Source organism: Myxococcus faecalis, assembly GCF_050039385.1.
Taxonomy (GTDB): Bacteria; Myxococcota; Myxococcia; order Myxococcales; family Myxococcaceae; genus Myxococcus; species Myxococcus fulvus.
The window spans coordinates 3,465,651-3,484,544 of record NZ_CP144336.1 but is presented as its reverse complement, the minus strand read 5'-3'; the positions used below and the strand labels follow the sequence as shown (position 1 = coordinate 3,484,544).

At 71.9% G+C, this 18,894-nt stretch carries 10 protein-coding genes; 8 read left to right on the top strand and 2 right to left on the bottom strand.

Features of this window, described 5'->3' with window-relative positions; translation table 11 throughout:
* Positions 1 to 131 precede the first annotated feature (131 nt).
* Complete coding sequence (locus VZQ01_RS13745) at positions 132 to 4,475, top strand: DEAD/DEAH box helicase (RefSeq protein WP_426748045.1); 4,344 nt, start codon at positions 132 to 134, stop codon at positions 4,473 to 4,475.
* Positions 4,476 to 4,544: 69 nt separating this feature from the next.
* Positions 4,545 to 7,127, top strand: a complete 2,583-nt coding sequence (locus tag VZQ01_RS13740; protein ID WP_426748044.1) for a S8 family peptidase — start codon at positions 4,545 to 4,547, stop codon at positions 7,125 to 7,127.
* A gap of 27 nt (positions 7,128 to 7,154) precedes the next feature.
* On the opposite strand, the gene VZQ01_RS13735 is transcribed toward VZQ01_RS13740, so the two are convergent.
* On the bottom strand, positions 7,155 to 7,895 hold the full coding sequence (locus tag VZQ01_RS13735; RefSeq protein ID WP_223783493.1) for a metallophosphoesterase family protein: 741 nt from the start codon (positions 7,893 to 7,895) through the stop codon (positions 7,155 to 7,157).
* A 118-nt stretch (positions 7,896 to 8,013) separates the two neighbouring features.
* On the opposite strand from VZQ01_RS13735, the gene VZQ01_RS13730 reads away from it, so the two are divergent.
* Positions 8,014 to 8,691, top strand: coding sequence for a biliverdin-producing heme oxygenase (locus VZQ01_RS13730; protein WP_426748043.1), 678 nt, complete (start codon positions 8,014 to 8,016; stop codon positions 8,689 to 8,691).
* Positions 8,692 to 8,698: 7 nt separating this feature from the next.
* On the opposite strand, the gene VZQ01_RS13725 is transcribed toward VZQ01_RS13730, so the two are convergent.
* Positions 8,699 to 9,262: a DUF420 domain-containing protein gene (locus tag VZQ01_RS13725; RefSeq protein ID WP_141323345.1), complete on the bottom strand. Its 564-nt coding sequence runs from the start codon at positions 9,260 to 9,262 to the stop codon at positions 8,699 to 8,701.
* Between the two features lie 171 nt (positions 9,263 to 9,433).
* Between VZQ01_RS13725 and VZQ01_RS13720 the strand changes: the two genes are divergently transcribed.
* Genes VZQ01_RS13720 through VZQ01_RS13700 form a run of 5 tightly spaced genes read left to right on the top strand, consistent with a single transcriptional unit; the run spans position 9,434 to position 18,887 of the window.
* A complete protein-coding gene (locus tag VZQ01_RS13720) occupies positions 9,434 to 11,473 on the top strand; it encodes a DUF1585 domain-containing protein (RefSeq protein ID WP_223746094.1) in 2,040 nt (679 codons plus the stop codon).
* Positions 11,473 to 12,150, top strand: coding sequence for a hypothetical protein (locus VZQ01_RS13715; protein ID WP_141323349.1), 678 nt, complete (start codon positions 11,473 to 11,475; stop codon positions 12,148 to 12,150). The genes VZQ01_RS13720 and VZQ01_RS13715 overlap by 1 nt, the downstream gene beginning before the upstream one ends.
* A gap of 17 nt (positions 12,151 to 12,167) precedes the next feature.
* The gene (locus VZQ01_RS13710; RefSeq protein WP_223746095.1) at positions 12,168 to 13,565 is read left to right on the top strand and encodes a DUF1501 domain-containing protein; all 1,398 of its coding nucleotides are present in this window, start codon (positions 12,168 to 12,170) and stop codon (positions 13,563 to 13,565) included.
* 7 nt (positions 13,566 to 13,572) lie between these two features.
* On the top strand, positions 13,573 to 15,138 hold the full coding sequence (locus tag VZQ01_RS13705) for a hypothetical protein (RefSeq protein ID WP_426748042.1): 1,566 nt from the start codon (positions 13,573 to 13,575) through the stop codon (positions 15,136 to 15,138).
* 29 nt (positions 15,139 to 15,167) lie between these two features.
* Positions 15,168 to 18,887, top strand: coding sequence for an FG-GAP-like repeat-containing protein (locus VZQ01_RS13700; protein WP_426748041.1), 3,720 nt, complete (start codon positions 15,168 to 15,170; stop codon positions 18,885 to 18,887).
* Positions 18,888 to 18,894: the final 7 nt, after the last annotated feature.

Below are 18,894 nucleotides of genomic sequence, written 5' to 3'. Positions count from 1 at the left end.
TCGGCGCGGGCAGCCTGTCCGCCCTCCTGGCGACTACCCGGGCGGAGGGTGTGGGCGTGGGTCCTCCCACGCGGTGCGCGCGTTGACGCCCGCCTGTACCTGTGTTCAGGCTGCCACCTGGAGAGGTGTGCATGGCCCCGCAAATCAGCCTCGACTTCGCCGCCGAGTGCGCGGCCCATCCGGCCCTGGCGAGCTTCCACCCCGTGGTGCGCCGCTGGTTCGCCGAGCGACTGGGCGAGCCCACGCGTCCTCAAATCGAGGGCTGGCCCCTCATCCAGGCCGGGCACGACGTGCTCATCGCCGCCCCCACCGGCTCCGGCAAGACGCTCACCGCGTTCCTCGCCGCGCTCGACTCGCTGTTCCGGCTGGCGCTGGAGGGGGGCCTGGAGGACCGCACCCAGGTGCTCTACGTGTCGCCGCTCAAGGCCCTGGGCAACGACGTGCAGAAGAACCTCCTCCAACCCCTGGAGGAGCTGCTCTCGCGCGCTCGCGGCGAAGGCTACACCCCCACGGAGCTGCGCGTGCAGGTGCGCAGCGGTGACACGCCCGCGTCCGAGCGCGCGCAGATGGTGCGCCGCCCTCCGCACATCCTCATCACCACGCCGGAGTCGCTCTACCTCTACCTCACCGCCGAGCGCGCCCGCGCCACGCTCAAGGGCGTGCGCACCGTCATCGTGGACGAAATCCACGCGCTCGCCCGGGACAAGCGCGGCAGTCACTTCACGCTGTCCATGGAGCGGCTCAAGGCGCTCACCGAGGTGCGCCCGCAGCTCATTGGCCTGTCCGCCACCCAGAAGCCGCTGGACGCCATCGCCGGCTTCCTCACCGGCGCGAGCCACCGCCAGTGCCGCAAGGTCGAGGTGGGCCACCTGCGCCCGTGGGATTTGACGCTCGAGATTCCGGACGCCGAGCTGTCCTCGCTGGCGAGCCACGAGATGTGGGGCCAGGTCTATGACCGGCTCATCGCGCTGACGGCCTCGCACCGCACGACGCTCATCTTCGTCAACACGCGCAAGATGGCCGAGCGCGTGGCGCATGATCTGGGCGAGCGGTTGGGGGAAGGGCTCGTCGCGGCCCACCACGGCAGCATGTCGCGCGAAATCCGGCTGGCCGCCGAGGAGAAGCTCAAGGACGGCCGCCTGCGGGTGATGGTGGCCACCGCGTCGCTGGAGCTCGGCATCGACGTGGGCAACGTGGACCTCGTCGTGCAGCTGGGCACCACGAAGGCCATCTCCGTGCTGCTCCAGCGCGTGGGCCGCGCGGGCCACCACAAGGCCGCCATCTCCAAGGGCATCCTGTTCGCGATGACGCGCGACGAGCTGGTGGAGTGCGCCGCGCTCCTCAACGCCGTGCGCGAGGGGGACCTGGACCGGGTCATCATGCCGGAGAAGCCGCTCGACGTGCTGGCCCAGCAGGTGGTGGCCGCGTGCGCGTGCGAGGAGTGGGACGAGCGCGCCCTCTTCAGCCTCTTCCAGCGCGCGTACCCGTACCGCGACCTCACCTGGGAGGAGTACCAGGGCGTGCTCGAGGTGCTGTCGGAGGGCATCAGCGACCGGCGCGGCCGCGCGGGCATCCACCTGCACCGCGACCGGGTGAACCAGCGCCTCAAGGGCCGCCGGGGCGTGCGCATCACCGCGCTCACCAACGGCGGCGCCATCCCGGACACCTTCACCTTCAGCGTCACCGCCCAGCCCGAGGGCAAGGTGGTGGGCACGCTGGACGAGGACTTCGCGGTGGAGTCCTCGCCCGGGGACGTGTTCCTGCTGGGCAGCACCGCGTGGCGCATCCAGCGGGTGATGGGCAGCACGGTGATGGTGGAGGACGCGCGAGGCGCCGCGCCCAACGTGCCCTTCTGGCGCGGCGAGGCGCCGGGGCGCACCGACGAGCTGTCGCTCCAGGTGGGGCGGCTGCGCGAGGACCTGCTCGCGCGCGAGGACGCGCAGGGCTTCCTCGAGAAGGAGCTGCGCATGTCCCCGCCCGCGGCGGACGCGCTGCTGGGCTACCTGCGGCTGGGGCGCAAGATGCTGGACGCGCTGCCCAGCCACAACCTCATCGTCGCCGAGCGCTTCTTCGACGAGGCGGGCGGCATGCAGCTCATCATCCACGCGCCCTTCGGCAGCCGCATCAACCGGGCCTGGGGACTGGCGCTGCGCAAGCGCTTCTGCCGCTCGTTCGACTTCGAGCTCCAGGCGGCGGCGACGGAGGACGGCATCCTCCTGTCGCTGGGCGAGCAGCACTCGTTCCCGCTGTCGGACATCTTCGACTTCCTCCACCCCGAGCACGTGGAGGAGGTGCTGGTGCAGGCGGTGCTCCAGTCGCCGCTGTTCGGCACGCGCTTCCGCTGGGTGGCCACGCGGGCGCTCGCGCTCCACCGGATGATGGGCGGCAAGCGCGTGGCGCCCAACCTCCAGCGCGCGCGCAGCGAGGACCTGCTCGCCGCCGTGTTCCCCGCGCAGGTGGGCTGCCAGGACAACCACGGCGGCGCGGACGTCGAGCTGCCGAACCACCCGCTGGTGAAGCAGACGATGGACGACTGTTTGCACGAGGCCATGGACGTGGAGGGGCTGCGTGAGGTGCTCCGGCGCATGCGCGACGGCCGCATCCGCCTGGAGGCCCGCGACGTGCCGGAGCCGAGCGTCTTCGCGCACGCGATGATTCACAGCCAGCCCTACACGTTCCTGGACGACGCCCCGGCGGAGGAGCGCCGCGTGCGCAACGTGGCCCTGCGCCGCGCCATGCCAGCCGAGGACGCGGCCGCCTTCGGCGCGCTGGACGCCACCGCCATCGCCACGGTGGTGGAGGACGCCGCGCCGCCGATGCGCGACGAGGATGAGCTGCACGACCTGCTCCTCCAGTGGGTGCTGGTGCGGGACAGGGATGTGCCCCGGGGGCTCGCCGAGCCGCTCTTCCAGCAGGGGCGCGTGTCGTGGCTGACGCTCCCCGGCGGGCGCTTTCTGGTCGCGGCCGAGCGGGGCAGCGCGGTGCGCGCGCTGTTCCCGGACGCCATGACCCAGCCGCCGCTCCCGGTGCTGGAGCACGACCGTCCGGTGGAGCGCGAGGCCGCGGTGCTCCAGGTGGTGCGCGGGCGCATGGAGAACGTGGGCCCCGTCACGGTGGCGGAGCTGTCGCGCCTGTGTGAGCTGAGCGAGGACGAGGTCAACGCGGCCATGCATCAGCTGGAGATGCAGGGCACCGTGCTGCGAGGCCGCTTCCGTCCGCTGGAGCAGCCGCTGGCGCCGGGCGAGGCGCCGCCGCTGGAGTGGTGCGACCGGCGCCTGCTCCAGCGCATCCACCGGATGACGGTGGGCCGGCTGCGCCGCGAAATCGAGCCGCTGAGCGCGCGCGACTTCATGCGCTTCCTCTTCCGGTGGCATCACCTGGAGGACGTGGACTCGCTGCGCGGCTCCACGGGCCTGCTCAAGGCGGTGCGCCTGCTCCAGGGCTACGAGGCGCCGGCCTCCGCGTGGGAGCGCTTCCTGCTGCCCGCGCGCATGCGCGGCTACACGCCCGACCTGCTGGAGCGCGCGTGCTACGGCGGCGAGGTGGCCTGGGGCCGGCTGACGATGAAGGAGCCCAAGCCCGTGGCGGGGCCGCGTCGCGGCGCGCCCGTGACGCCGGAGCCGGAGCCCGCCCCCACGCGCTCCAGGGCCTCGCCCACGCGCAACGCGCCGCTCACCTTCGCCCTGCGCGAGGACCTGGAGTGGATGCTCGTCGCGGCCCGGCCCCACGCGGTGCTCGCGGACGGGGACGTGTGGACGCCTCCGGACCTCAGCGTCGCCGCGAAGGACGTGGTGTCGGTGCTGGAGCGCCGGGGCGCGTGCTTCTTCCAGGACCTGGTGTCGCGCGCGCGCCGGCTGCCGGCGGAAATCGAGGACGCGCTGTGGGAGTTGGTGGCGCGCGGCCTGGTGACGGCGGACGCGGTGCAGAACCTGCGCGTGCTCCAGAGCCCCGCGCACCGCAAGCGCCAGAAGCTGCTCCAGCGCGGAGGCCCGGGACGCTGGAGCCTCCTGGCGCCCGCGGAGCCGAAGACGTCGGACGAGGTGATGGACTCGCTGGCGCGCCTGTTCCTCCAGCGCTACGGCATCGTCTGGAGGGATTTGGTGATGCGCGAGGCGCTGGCGCCCACGTGGCGCGAGCTGCTCTTCGTGTACCGGCGCATGGAGGCGCGGGGCGAGGTGCGGGGCGGGCGCTTCGTGGCGGGCTTCGTCGGTGAACAGTTCGCGCTGCCGGAGGCGGTGGACACGGCGCGCGCGGTGCGCCGTCAGCCTCCGTCCGGGGTGCGAATCCAGATTTCGGGAGTGGACCCCCTGAACCTGACGGGTGTGGTGACGCCGGGGCCTCGCGTGCCCGCGCTGCCGGGGAACGTCGTGACGTACATCGACGGTGTCCCCGGAGATGTGAACGCCCTGGCGGATGAGGCCGATGCGAACGTTCGGGAGGACACGGACGACGACGAGGTCGCGCAGGCCAGCTGAGAATGCACGTCCGCGCGAAGGCGCGATGTTAGGGTGCCCCCTTCTGTCCGCGGTGAGGGGGCATCCTGAATGCGTCGTGCATGGCTCGTGGGGTTGTGGCTGCTGCTGTCCGTCAGTGGGTGTGACGAGAGCAAGGGGGGCGGAGGTGCCGACGGTGGCACGGACCCCAACAAGGGCACCGTCACGGGGACGTTGACGCCCTTTCGCAGCAACGAGCAGTCCACGGAGGGCGGCGTCTCGCGCGAGCTGAAGCTGCCCTTCGGCAGGTCGGTGGCGAACCGGCTGGCGGAGCAGATTCGCGAAGCCCGGGCGCAGTCCTCGCGCCGCGCCGCGCTGGAGCAGACGGACCCTGAGCTGCCCATCATCCCCGCGCCGCTGGGGCCGCCGCCGCTCTCGCGCGTCCCGGATGAGGACCCGACCATCCCCGGTGACGTCGTCGTGCGCTTCGAGGAGTCCTCCGTCTCCCCCGAGCGCGTGCTCGCCGCCGCGAAGGTCCCCGGCTATCGCGCCGTGCACAAGGGGCACGCCAGCGAGCACCTGCACCTGGTGGGCTTCGAGGCCGAGGATGGCCACGGGGTGACGGCGGACGAGACGCGGGAGCTGGTGTCGCGGCTCGCCGCGCTGCCCGGGGTGCGCTTCACGGACCGCAACCTGCGGATGCACAAGCTCGCGGTGCCGAACGACAAGGGCTACAGCCTCCAGTGGCACTACGCCGCGCTCAACCTGCCGGCGGCGTGGGACGTGGAGTCGGACGCCACCGGCGTGGTGGTGGCGGTCATCGACACCGGCATCGTCGCGCACCCCGACCTCGACGGCCACGTGGTGCCTGGCTACGACATGATTTCGGACCCGGCCAACGCGGGGGACAGCAATGGCCGTGACGCCAACCCCCAGGACGAGGGCGGCGACATGCCGTCCGGGGGCTCGTCGTGGCACGGCTCGCATGTGGCGGGCACGGTGGCCGCGATGACGAACAACGGCTTCGGCGTGGCGGGTGTGGCCTGGAACGCGCGCATCCTCCCGGTGCGCGTGCTGGGCCGGCAGGGAGGCAGCAGCTTCGACATCGCGGCGGCCATCACCTGGGCCACGGGGGGCTCGGTGCCCGGCATCTCCCAGTCGCCCGCGGTGGCCGCGAAGGTGGTGAACCTGAGCCTGGGTGGCACCGCGCCGCCGCAGCGGCTCTACCAGGACGCCATCGATGCCGCCGTCGCGCGGGGCGCCACCATCGTCGTGGCCGCGGGCAACGAGAACATGGCCGCCGCCGACAGCACGCCCTGCAACCAGCAGCAGGTCATCTGCGTGGGCGCCACCGGCCTGTCCGGCCGTCGCAGCAGCTACTCCAACTACGGCTCGGGCGTGGACGTGGTGGCCGCGGGCGGCGAGATGGTCGAGGACCTCAACGGCGACGGCTACGCGGACGGCGTGCTCTCCACCGTGCTGGATGACAACCGTCAGCCCGCGTACTCCTTCTCGCAGGGCACCAGCATGGCGTCGCCGCACGTGGCGGGCATCGTGGCGCTGATGCACGCGCACTCGGGCGGGACGCTCTCGCCCGGACAGGCGGAGAGCATCCTGAAGAGCACCGCCACGCCCGTCGCCGGCTCGCAGTGTCCGGGAGGTTGCGGCGCGGGCCTGGTCAACGCGCAGGCGGCGCTCCGACAGGTCGCCAACACGGACCCGGGCACCGTGCCTCCGAAGCTGAGCGTGTCCACCTCCACGCTGTTCTTCCAGGGGACGGAGACGCAGCACCTCACCTTGAGCAACATCGGCGGGCGTCAGGGCGGCGAGCTGGTGGTGACGGCCTCCGTGGACGGCGCGGCCCGCGCGACGGTGTCGTTCCCCGGAGGCACCACGAAGACGGTGCCGGCGTTCGGCTCGACGTCGTTCGACGTGGCGGTGAACACGGCGGGACTGGCGGATGGGGACTACCTGGCCACGCTGAACCTGGTGGGCTCGGGCGGAGCGGGCTCGGCCACGGTGGCGCTGAAAATCGCGGTGGGTGCCGCCGCGGGCCGCGACGCCATCATCGCGTTCCTCTGGCAGGACGACCTGACCGGCGAGTGGGAGACGGACCGCGACTCGCTCATCACCGTGTCCGCGGCGCGCGGCTACGCGTACTCCATCTCGCTGGTGCCTCGGACGTACTACACGCTGGCGACCATCGACGAGGACGACGACGGCAACCTCTTCGAGGACGGGGAGCTCACCGGCTTCTGGCGCAACGTCGACTCGTTGGAGGCCATCGACGTGACGGCCCGCTCGACGACGCGCAACATCGACTTCGCGCTGCTCCCGCTGGCGCCCATCGACGATGACCCGTCGCTCCAGGTGGGCGCGCCGTGCTCGCTCGACTCGGAGTGCGGCGAGGGCCTCTGCAACACGAACTTCCCCGGCGGCTACTGCACGCTCCAGTGCAACTCGACGGCGTGCCCCGCGGGCTCGAAGTGCTACGTCGTGAACTCGGTGACGGGCCTGAAGAGCTGCCTGGACAGCTGCTCGCGGGAGATTGGCACGGGGCAGGGTGACTGCCGCTCGCAGTACCGCTGCTACAGCGACGGCACCGGCATCGGCGCGTGTCAGCCGAGCTGCCTCGGGACGGGGCTCAGCTGCGCGGCTCCGGCGACCTGTCGCTCCGACGGCTTCTGCCGCTGAGGGCATGAGACGGCGGCGGAAGGGGCCTCAGCTCTTCGCCGCCGCGCGCTCCAGCAGCACCGCGCGGCTGTCCACGTTGAGGACCTGCGTGCCGCTCGGCAGCGTGGCGAGCGGCTCGTCCCAGTGGGCGTGGCCACAGATGACCAGCGAGCCCGGGGCCCTCTCCACGGCCTCGCGGATGACGGGGCTGCCGCGCAGTCGCGTGCCCTCGACGTCCGGCCCCTGATGCAGCACCAGGACGTCCGGCCCGGTGCGCAGCACGTCGACGAGATGGCCCAGGAACTGGGACTCCTCGCGGCGGCCCGGCTTGCCCGGGTGTCCGATGATGCCGCCCACGCCGCCCACCTTCAGCCCGTCGAGCTCCACCACCTCCCCGTCGAGCAGGCTGACGCCGGGGCGCTGCTGGAAGCGCGTCTGCTCCCGCGCGCCGCCGAAGGTGTCGTGGTTGCCGGCCACGCCCACCACCCAGCGGAAGTGGGACGCGAAGGCGAGCCACACCGAGCGCACGTCGCCGGAGGCTCCGCGCACGTTCGCGCCCGGCTCGGAGAAGAGGTCACCGGCCAGCACCACGCCGATGGCGCTCGGAGGCGGCAGCTCGCCCAGCTCCCCCAGGAGCGCCAGCTCGTCGGCGAGCACCTCGCCGAGCAGCGCCACCGCGCCGTCGTGCAGCGCATGGGGCGCGACGCCCTGGAGGTCGGAGAGCACGAGCAGCGCCGAGACGTCCTCGGGCAGCACGTCCACGGTGCCCCGCAGCAGCGGGAAGAACACCGTCTCGGAGCCTCCCCGGGGCGCGGCGGATTGATAAGGCCAGCTTTGACACGGCGTCGGCTGAAGCGTCTGGATTCGCATGGCGCCCAGGTCGCCCGTCTCCACGTGTTCCTGACAGGTGCCCCCGGCCGCTGCCCGGGCGGGCGGGCCCACGCCGTGGATTTCGTCGTTCCTTCGGCGCGTCCGTGACGGCATCTTCCCCGCAGTGTCCCTGCCGCAGCGACTGAAGACGGAGACCCGCCCCCATCACGAGCGCGCCGAGTCCGCGGTGCGCCTCCTGGAGCCGGGGCTGACGCTCGATGGCTACCGCCGTCACCTGGAGGCGCTGTACGGCTTCCACCAGCCGGTGGAGGCGCGCCTTCACGAGGTGCTCGCGGAAGAGCTGCCCGCGCTGCACCTGCGCGAGCGCCTGAAGCTGCCGTGGCTGGAGGCGGACCTGCGCGCGCTCGGCCATGACGCGGCGTCGCTCGCGCGGCTGCCCCGCTGTCCCGAGCCGCCGTCGCTCCGCTCGCTGCCCGAGGCGCTCGGGGGCTGCTACGTGCTGGAGGGGGCCACGCTCGGCGGCCAGCTCATCCTTCGCCACCTGCGCCGCCACTTCGAGGGCACGCAGGCGGGCGACTTCGTCTTCTTCCGAGCCTACGGCGACGACGTGGGCCCGAAGTGGCGCGGCTTCGCGGAAGCGCTCACGCGCGCGGCCGAGGACACGTCGGAGCCTGACTTCGGGGACCGCGTGGTGAGGGGAGCCCAGGACACCTTCGACGCCTTCGAGCGCTGGCTCCGGCGTGCCCTGGGCTGACCGTGCCTCAGGGCATGGACGGCACGCTGCCGCGCAGCATGAAGAACACCACCACGCCCGTCACCGACACGTACACCCAGATGGGCGCCAGCCACCGCGTCACCTTGCGGTGCCGCGTGAAGTCCTTGCGCCACACGAAGTAGAAGGCCGCGAGCGCCATCGGCACCACGCCCATGGACAGGAGCACGTGGCTGGCCAGGATGCTCAGGTACAGCCCGCGGAAGTCGCCCACGTAGCGCGTGTCGCCGTGCACGTAGTGGTACGCGAGGTAGCACACCAGGAACAGCGCGGACGCCGCGAAGGCCGACACCATGAGGTACTGGTGCACCCGCCGCGCGCCCTGCTTGATGGCCACCCACCCGGCGATGAGCAGCGCCGCCGCCGTCGCGTTGAGGCTCGCGTTGACCGCTGGCAGGAAGCGCAGATCCACGCCCTCCACCGTGGCCCCGCGTCGGCCCATCAGAATCCAGCCGATGAACGCCAGGGCCGCCACGGACACGACACCGGTGAAGACATAGAAGGCCCGGTCACTCACCCGGGGCGGAAGCGGAGCGGAGCTGACGTTCGACATGCGCCCTATGTCTCGCGCCCCGTCGAGAGATTCAACCGGCACCCGCGTCTGTCACAGGTTTGTGCCACCTTGTGGGATGAAGGAATCTGCTAGGTCGACTGGATCTCTTATCTGTAATTCTTGCATACTAGGAGACAGTCGCCCCCGACTCCCCCTCCACGGAGGTTCCCCGTGCTCCGCGAGCGTTGCCTTGCCATCCTGGCCGGCGCCGCCTTGTTCCTGGCCCTGCCAGCCTCCGCCGATGAGGCCGCTGTCTGCGCGCCCGTCGCGAAGGTGCGCCCCGAAAGACACCTGCGGCAACTGACGCTCGACCTGCTTGGCCGCCCTCCCACCTGGGACGAGTACAAGGCCGTGCAGGAGAAGGGCGCCGTCACGCAGGAGGACATCCGGAAGATGATGGACAGCGAGGGCTTCTACACTCGCATCCGCAACTTCCACCGCGCGTTGATCCGCTCGAACATCAGCGGCAGCGTCAACAACAACGGCAACTCGCGCCTGGGCGGCAACGGCACCACCACTGCCTTCGGCTTCGCGAACAACCCGTCCACGGCGCTGCGCGGTGTGAACGGGCAGTCGTGCAACTCCGACATCGAGCAGAGCGCGTGTCTGACCCAGACGCAGGACCCGCACGCCGCCCCGCTGACGGCCGCGACGCGCACCTCCTGCAATGACGCCATGGGCGTGCCCATGCCGGTCAGCTTCGACTACGACACCAACTTCTACCGCTGCACGGACCTGGCGGCCGCGACCACCAACGCGGTGACGGACTGCTCGCAGCTGACGGCCTCGCCCTCCAGCAACACCTGGGCGAAGTACCGCTACTTCTGTGACAACCGCGGCTCCGGCACGGGCATCAAGCCGTTCCTCTGCCTGCCGGACCCGGCCAAGAACACCACCTCCGCGCTGACGGTGGAGACGAAGGACGCCAACGGCTACGTCATCTCCTTCGACCACCCGAACCCCGACTCCAAGCCCAGCCTGACGACGCTCAAGCGCTGCACGCTGGACCTGAACCTCAACAACAACATCAAGGGCGCGTACGCCCCGGTGCGTGGCTGCATCCAGCGCGAGGGCTTCGTGAACCGGCCCGCCGGCTACTGGGCCCCGGAGGGCGCGCCCGCGACGGTGAAGGTGTGCGCCATCGAGGCGCAGGAGCGCGTGGAGAACCCCTGGACGCGCGAGTCCTGCGAGGCGGCCCGCTTCGCCAATGACCGCAGCTGCGGGTGCGGCGTGGGCATGCGCCGCTGCGAGGTGCCGGCCATCGGCAACACGACGGACCCCCTGTACGTGCGCAACGTCTACGACTCGCGCGTGGCCGCCTTCAACGAGGAGCCGCTGCGCATCGCCGACTCGGTCATCCGCAACGACGAGCCCTACTACAACATCCTCACCACCCGCCGCTCGTTCGTGAACGGCCCCATGTCGGAGCTGTACCGCCAGCGCCAGGGCGTGGGTGTGTTCAACGTCACCGCGCCCGCGCCGCTGGAGGCCATCCCCGCCGTCGCCTACACGGACTCGGCCACGTGGCAGCCCTACACGCGCGATGCGTCGCACTCCGGCATCCTGACGACGCCCGCGTTCCTGTACCGCTTCCCCACGCACCGCGCCCGCGTGTCGGAGTTCTACGAGGCCTTCCTCTGCAAGACCTTCGTGCCCGCCTCGGACGGCAACCTGCCGGCGCCCGAGGACGCGTGCAACCGCGAGAACAACCTGGCCAAGCGCTGCGGCTGCAACTACTGCCACGCCACCATCGAGCCCACCGGCGCCCACTGGGGCCGCTACGGCGAGCGCACCGCGCAGTTCCTCTCCCCGGACCAGTTCCCGCGGCTGGACCCGAAGTGCCGCGACTGCGCCATCGCCGGCGACACCAACTGCGGCGGCGAGTGCTCGCAGTACGTGATGCAGGCCTACGACGGCGATGGCGCCAGCAGCCTGGGCATGCTCAAGACGTACCTGTACCGCACCGCGGACGAGGAGCAGAACATCGAGGCGGGCCCGCGCCTGCTGGTGGAGCGGATGTTCCAGTCGGGTGAGCTGGAGCGCTGCACGGTGAAGCGCGTGTGGAACGAGTTCCTGGGCCGGCCGATGTCGGCGGAGGAGCAGCGGATGTACCTGGCGCCGCTGGCCAGCGAGTTCGCGAAGAATGGCCACCGCTTCAAGGCGCTCATCGAGCGCGTGGTGACGACCGACGCCTACCGGAGGATCGACTGATGCGCCGCTGGCTCCTGACCGCCGCGCTGCTCGCGCTGAGCGCGGGCTGCACCAAGTCCCCCGACGAGAAGTCCGGTCCCACCGAGGACGGGACGCTCGAGCCCATCGCCAACCCCCACCAGCCCGGGGACTTCGACCCGCTGCCGGACCCGGAGGCCCAGGGCGGCAGCGTGGGCCGCGCCCCGCGCCGGCTCACCGTCGCCCAGCTGGACGCCGCCATCCTGGAGGCCGTGGGCCGCCGCTGGGTGAACGGCGGAGACGGCATCGACGCGCGCGCCTCGTCGCTGGGTCGCGCCGACTACGCGCTCGTCAACAGCGAGAACACCGAGCCCAACCTGGTGTTCGCCAAGTTCCTGGAGGACGGCGCGCGCTTCGTGTGCATCGGCCAGGCGAACGACGAGCTGAAGCTGGCGGACGCCTCCAAGCGCACGCTGTCGCGCACGCTGCCCGACGTCTGGGGGGATTTGCGCAAGCTGACGGACGCCCAGGTGCGTGAGTTCCTCGTCTACAACTCCCTGCGCTTCTGGGGCGCGCCCCTGGAGGGCGAGGAGCTGGACAAGTGGGCCACGTTCTTCACCCAGGCCGCGGCCCGGGCGGAGACGGCCAAGCGGCGCTCGGACGTGCTGGCGGTGATGTGCATCGCCATGCTGACCGACACGCGGTTCATCACCTACTGAAGCGCGGAGTGACTTCGATGAAGAAGAATCGCCTCGACGAGAACCACCGTCCCGAGCGCCGCACCTTCCTCAAGGCCGCCGCCGGCTTCATGGGCTCCACCCTGCTGGGCGGACTGCCCTTCCGCTCCTTCGCCCAGGCCGCCGCGCTGGCCCCGGCGGACCGCTGCTTCGTCTTCGTGTACTTCAACGGCGGCTGGGACCAGCTGCTCGCCTTCGACCCGAAGGACCCGGAGGAGTTCACCGCGGACCGCGCCGCGGAGACGCGCATCCTCCCCGGCTACAACCTCATCAACGACTCGCGCTTCTCCTCCATCCCCCTGCGCCCGGACATCGCCGGCAAGGGCCGCTCGAACATCGACTTCGGGCCGGCGGTGGGGCGGCTGGCGGACCACTACGATTTGATGACGGTGGTGCGCGGCATCAACATGAACACGCTGGGCCACGAGGTGGGCTACCGCTACTTCCTCACCGGGAAGATGCCCATCGGCAGCGCGGCGCGCGGCTCCTCCACCGCGACGGAAATCGTGGGGCAGATGAAGCCCCGCGTGCCCATCTCCAACATCGCGTTCAACGTGGAGTCGTACAACGACCGCTACCCCGGCTACGCCAACGCGCTGCGCGTCAGCCGCAAGGACGACCTGCTGCTCACGCTCAAGCCCAGCTCGCAGCTGCTGGACAGCGAAATCGAGAAGCAGCTGGTGGACTTCCGGGGCCAGCCCATCAACTGCGAGCAGGCCGCCTACGGCGCGCGCGGCGTGGGCACCACGTACCAGAACAGCCGCGACCAGATGCAGCAGGTGATGACGCAGCAGCTGGAGTCGTCGTTCCGCTTCGAGCTGAACAACGACGACATGGCCGCGGTGCGCCAGCGCTACGGCCTGGACCAGAGCGGCCGCTACGACAACGAGGCGGGCCGCGCCGCCATGGTGGGCACCGCGCTCAAGAAGGGCATCGCCCAGTGCGTCACCATCAACCTCACCGGCGGCCTGGACACGCACTTCGGCACCCAGCTCACCCACGCGAGCAACCAGCGCCGCGGCTTCGACGCGCTGGCCAGCCTGGTGGATGACCTGCGCGCGTCCCAGCACCCCTCGGGCGGGACGTTCATGGACCACACCACCATCATGGTGTTCTCCGAGTTCTCCCGCACGCCGCTCATCAACAGCTCCGGCGGCCGCGACCACCACATCTCGAACTCGTGCATGGTCATGGGCGCCGGCGTGAAGCACAACTACGTCTTCGGCAAGAGCGGCGACATCGGCATGGCCCCGGGCACGTTCGACTTGCGCACCGGCGCCGCCAACCCCAACGGCGAGAACATCCTGCCCGAGCACGTCATCGCCACGGTGCTGGCCTCGGCGGGCCTGGACTACAGCATCACCCGTGTGGAGCCCCTCCGTCCCATCCTCGCCTGAAAGCCGCATGCGCACCCATCCCCGAGCCCCCCGGGACCTGGCCCAGGGGCGGTCCTCCGCCCCCGGCCTCCTTCGCCTCCTCCCCCTCTGCGCCGCCGTCCTCCTCACCGCGTGCGGCGAAGACTCACTCCCGCTGGACAGGCCCCGGCCCGTCTCGTTCCGGCCCACCGAGGTCCGGGCGAAGACGGCGTTGGCGTCCGCCCCGGGCTTCGCGGACCAGTCCGGTGGCGGCATCTTCGCCAACACCAGCGGCAAGGTGGTGCGCCTGCGGCTGGACGGCTCGCTCGGCGCGCTGGAGCCCCACCCGGGCAACAGCGCCCAGCCGGGCACGGTGAACGCCGTGTTCCGGATGGGGCCGCACAGCGCGCTCGTCGAGGCGCAGAACGGCCTGTTCCTCGCCGAGTCGGGCTGGCTCATCTCCCCGCCGTGGCGTGACGCGCTGGGGCTGGGCATCAGCGCCACGACGCAGTCCTCGGACGGCGCGGTGTGGCTGGCGCATCCCACCGGATTGTTCCAGCTGCGCGACGGCACGCTGTCCGCCCTGAAGGTGAAGGGCGAGGCGCTCACCGGAATCACCGCGCTGGCGGCGGCGCCGACGGCCGAGGGCTCCGCGGGCGTGTGGTTCTTGCGCGGCGGCAAGCTGCACGTCGCCGTGGCCACCAGCCTGGTGCACTTCGACGTGCGCGAGGAGGGCGCGCCGCTGGCGGAGGGTGAAGAGGTGCAGTCGCTCGCCGGCCTGGGGCCGGGGCTGGGCACGGCCGGTGAGCTGTGGCTGCTCACGAACCAGGGCCTCCTGCGCCGCCCGAAGGAGGGCTGGCGTCGGGTGACGCTGCCGCAGCGGCCCGCGCAGCTGCTCGCGTCGGGGCGCTTTTTGTGGGTGAAGTCGAGCGACGCGCTGCTGCTCTACGACGCGGACGCGAACGAGTGGGGCCTGGCGCAGGGCATCGACACGCGCGAGTTCCGCTTCCTGTCCGCGGACGAGAGCGGCTGCGCGTGGGTGCAGCTGGGCGGCGAGACGGTGGCGGTGAGCAAGTCCCCCGCGCCGCGCGTGACGGGGCTGCACCAGGGCATGCAGGTGGTGGAGGACGGCCTGGTGGTGCGCGCGGTGATGCCCGCGGGCGTGGACCCGGAGGAGGTCGTCTTCCAGCTCGGCGGCGCGGAGTTCCGCGCGCAGGGCGAGGGCCCCGTGTACAGCCTGGGGGGCACCGAGGACGACGGCACGCCCAAGGCGTACTCGTTCGCGGGCCTGCCTGCCGGCCGTCTGGCCCTGGGCGTGGTGGCGCGCTTCCTGGATGGCACCGAGGCGAAGCGGCTGGTGCCCTTCGACTACCAGCCGGTGAGCACCGCGGTGCTGAGCTGGGCGACGGACATCCAGCCCATCCACGTGTCGCGCTGCGAGAAGTGCCACATCACCGGCCCCGGCCGGGCGCTCAACACGTACGAGCTGTGGAAGGAGAACGCGGCGCTGATTACGGCCGCGGTGAGAGACCAGCGCATGCCCGCCGACGGGCCGCTGGACCCGCAGCTCATCTCCCTCATCCAGCGCTGGGCCGCGTCCGGCGCGAAGCCCTAGTCGTCCCGCCTTACCCCCGAGGCACCCCCATGATTCGATTTCCTCGCGCGGCTCCCCTGCTCGCGCTCCTCGTGACGGCCTGCTCCGACGACCTGGACCCCGCACGTGAGAACGAGCCGCCTCCGGAGGTGGACCGGTGCACGGGGCTGTCGCCCGTGAGCCTCCGCGCCGAGCCCTCGCGGGTGCGCGTGGGGGCCCCCGTGGCGCTGGTGGCCACCGGCGGCAGCGGCCAGTACCGCTACACGCTGCAGGACGGAGGCTCGTCGGGTGAGCTGCGCGGCAACCGCTTCATCGCGGGGCACACGCCGGGCAGCGACACGCTGGTGGTGGAGGACGCGCGCTGTCCCGGTGACGCGCGCGCCACGGTGGACGTCATCGCCGCGTTCGACATCGCGCCCGGGCGCGCGGACGTGCGCCCGGGCGTGTCCTTCCAGGTGGCGACGCAGGGCCTGCTGGGCACGGCCACCTACAGCCTGAAGCAGAACCGCTCTGGCGCCACGCTGACGCCGGAGGGCCGCTACACCGCGGGCGCGAACGAGGGCCTGGACCTGGTCTCCGTGCGCGACTCGCAGACGGGCGACGAGGTGGAGCTGCAGTACACCGTGAGCAGGACGGCGCGGCTGGCCGGCGCGCCCGCGTACCTGGCGGTGCCCTCGGGCTCGTCCGTGCCGCTGTTCACGCGGGGCGGCAGTGACAGGGTGGTGTGGAGCAAGGTGTCCGGGCCGGGGACGCTCGCGGCCGGGCGCATCGGCTTCCTCTCGGGCGACACGGGCGCGGCGCTGCTGGAGGCCTCCGACCCGTTCACCGGTGACAAGGCGTCCGTCACGGTGGTGGTGCTGGACGAGCTGACGCGGCCGGGCCTGGCGCACGGACGGCTCACCGACGCGGCCACGATGGTGACGGCGGACTTCGACGGCGACGGCGTGCTGGACCTCGCCGTGGGCCAGCGTGAGAGTGACCTGGGCCGGCCCACCGGCGGCGCCGTCTTCATCTACAAGGGCGGCAACGGCGGGTTGGACCCGCAGCCCTTGTGGGTGCTGACGGGCGACACGGACACGGCGCAGTTCGGTGACGCGCTGGCCGCGGGTGATTTGGACGGCGACGGGCGCGCGGAGCTGGTGGTGTCCTCGCCGGGCGCGGACGTGGCGGTGAGCAACGCGGGCGCGGTGTACCTCTACACCTTCAAGGGCGGAGCCCCGGCGCCGCTGCGCCTGCAACTGGCGGGGCTGCTGCGCGACGCGGCCTTCGGCGCGGGCATGGCCGTGGCGGACATGGATGGGGACGGCAAGGTGGACCTGGTGGTGGGCTCGCCCGTCGGAGACCTGGCGCCCACCAACGCCATCCGCGCGCGTGGCACCGTGGACATCTACCTCTCCTCGGCGAGCGCCCCGGTGCCGGACCTGCCCTCGATTCGCCTGGGGGGCTCGGACCTGACGAAGGACGGAGCGCCCATGGCGCGCACGGGCTCGGACATGGGCCGCGCGCTGGTGACGGCGGACTTCAACAAGGACGGGCGGCTGGACCTCGCCGCGCTGAGCAAGGTGTCTCGCTACAACGCGGAGGGCGCGGTCTCCGGCACGCAGGTGGCCATCTCCGTCTTCTTCGCGCGCTCGGAGGGCATCCGCTTCCGGGCGACCCCGGACGTGTACGTGCTGCCCGCCAACCTCGCGGACTCGAACGAGGGCACGTGGCGGCTGGGCGCCATCCCCGGTGATGACACGCGCCCGCCGCTGCTGATGGCGGTGGCGGACCGCGCGGACTCGCCGGACCTGAGCGCCAGCGGCGGCAACCGCGCGGCCAGCGACGCGGGTGGCGCGCTGCTGTTCGACCTGAGCACCCACGCGCCCACGGGTGACCCCGCGGCCACGCCGCCGCAGGTGAAGCGCGAGGAGGCCTTCGCGCGCATCTACGGCGAGTCGGGCGGCATCGTCGCGGGGCGCAGCTTCGCGGTGCTCGACGTGGACGGCGTGCCGGGGCCGGAGCTGCTCCTGGGCGCCCCCTACGCACAGCCCGGCACGGGCGCCACCGCGCTGCGCTTCGGTGGCAAGGTGCTGGCGTACCCGCTGGCCACGCTGACGAAGGGCGCGGTCATCAACAAGCCGCTGCTGTCGCTCAACGGCACGGCCCGGTCCGACACGCTGGGCGCGGGCCTGGCGGTGTGGAAGCTGCCGGAGGGGGACTCGCTGGCGGCCTTCGCAGGACGCGCGTCGTCGGAGGCGGGCGCGTACACCGGCCGCGTGGAGCTGTTCCGCCGGGGTGGCGCGTCGCTGACGGAGTGGGCGCGCACGCATTCCTATGTCCCCGCGCGGCCCAGCGTGGAGCGCGTGGGCGAGCAGGTGGCGGTGACGACGGGCGCCTCGGGCGCGCTGGCGCTCCTGGGCGCGCCGGGGTGGTCCGGCGCGGGCGCCAATGGAGATGGTGACGCGCTCTCCATTGGCCGCGCGTACGTGCGGCCGGTGGCGCGTACGGGGGATGCGACGGTGGCCGCGGAGGGCGCGCCGTCCCCGCATACGGCGGGCCGCTCGGTGGGCGCGGACGTGGCCTTCACCGACTTCAACAAGGATGGCCGCCCGGACCTGGTGGTGGGCGCCACGGGCCTCATCGTCCCGGCGAGCACCAGCGCGGAGCACGCGGCGCAGTACCACACGACGCGCGCCGAGTGCCTCACCACGGGCAGCCAGTCCGTGGGCGGCGTGCTGGTGTCGCTCGGGCAGGCGGACGGCAGCTACAAGCCCGCGTACCGCATGTGGGCGCCGCTGCAGATTGCCGGCTGCACGCCGGAGACGGACGCGAAGTGCAAGCGCTCGGCGCTGGGGCGTGGGCTGGTGGGCGGCTTCGACTTCAACAACGACGGGTTCCAGGACGTGGGCGTGCTGCGAGACCGCGGCATGGAGGTGTTCCTGGGCCGCGCGCCCGACGACACCGGGCTGAGCAAGCTCACCATGGTCTGCGACCCCGTCTACACCTGGCCCTCCATGGCGCTGCAGACCAGCGCGCTCACGTCGCTGGGCGACATCGACGGCGACACGTGTGACGACCTGGCGTGGCGCTACGCGGAGGGCGCCCGCTCGGGCGTGGCCATCCTCCTGGGCTACGGCGCGAAGTGCTCGCGCACCACGGCCACGGTGTGGCGCATCGCCGCGGACAGCGAGGTGCAGCTCAACAACCAGGGCCTGGGGCTCGCCATCGCTCGCGCGGGCAAGGTCCTGGGCAACGCGGGCGGTGGTGGAGACGCGCGCGACTTCCTGGCCATCAGCGCCACGTCCGTGCCCTTCAACGGCACCACCCAGCCGGTGGTGCTGCTCGTCGACATCGCCACGCTCCGGGCGGAGATGGCCAAGCCCGAGCACGTGGCCTCGGGCGTGGTGGGCCTCTTCGGTGACGGGCTCAGCCCCATCGTCCTGGTGCACAAGTCGCGCGCGGTGGGCTTCGGCACGTCGCTGGCGGGCAACGTGGACCTGTCGGGCGACAAGGTGCCGGACCTCGTCGTGGGCGCGCCGGGCGCCTCCGAGGCCTCGGATGGCGGCGGCGCCGTGTTCATCTACGCGGGTGGCCCCGGCATGCAGGGCGCGCTGTCGCCCTTCCTGCTCGTCGCCGGGGATGGCTCCGAGCGAAGCCAGATTGGTCAGGATGTCGCGCTGACGCCGGGTAGCCAGACTACGCCGCCCACGCTGGTCATCGGCGCGCCGCGCAGCTTCCGGACGGGCACGCAGAACGGGACGGCGTTCTCGCTGCCGCTGCGCTTCTAGCGGCGGG

What these genes read in the sequence shown, in the direction of transcription:
- VZQ01_RS13745 (WP_426748045.1), top strand. Translation starts at nt 132, where the DNA reads ATGGCCCCGCAAATCAGCCTCGACTTCGCCGCCGAGTGCGCGGCCCAT.
- VZQ01_RS13740 (WP_426748044.1), top strand. Translation starts at nt 4,545, where the DNA reads ATGCGTCGTGCATGGCTCGTGGGGTTGTGGCTGCTGCTGTCCGTCAGT.
- VZQ01_RS13725 (WP_141323345.1), bottom strand. Translation starts at nt 9,262, where the DNA reads ATGTCGAACGTCAGCTCCGCTCCGCTTCCGCCCCGGGTGAGTGACCGG.
- VZQ01_RS13715 (WP_141323349.1), top strand. Translation starts at nt 11,473, where the DNA reads ATGCGCCGCTGGCTCCTGACCGCCGCGCTGCTCGCGCTGAGCGCGGGC.
- VZQ01_RS13710 (WP_223746095.1), top strand. Translation starts at nt 12,168, where the DNA reads ATGAAGAAGAATCGCCTCGACGAGAACCACCGTCCCGAGCGCCGCACC.
- VZQ01_RS13705 (WP_426748042.1), top strand. Translation starts at nt 13,573, where the DNA reads ATGCGCACCCATCCCCGAGCCCCCCGGGACCTGGCCCAGGGGCGGTCC.
- VZQ01_RS13700 (WP_426748041.1), top strand. Translation starts at nt 15,168, where the DNA reads ATGATTCGATTTCCTCGCGCGGCTCCCCTGCTCGCGCTCCTCGTGACG.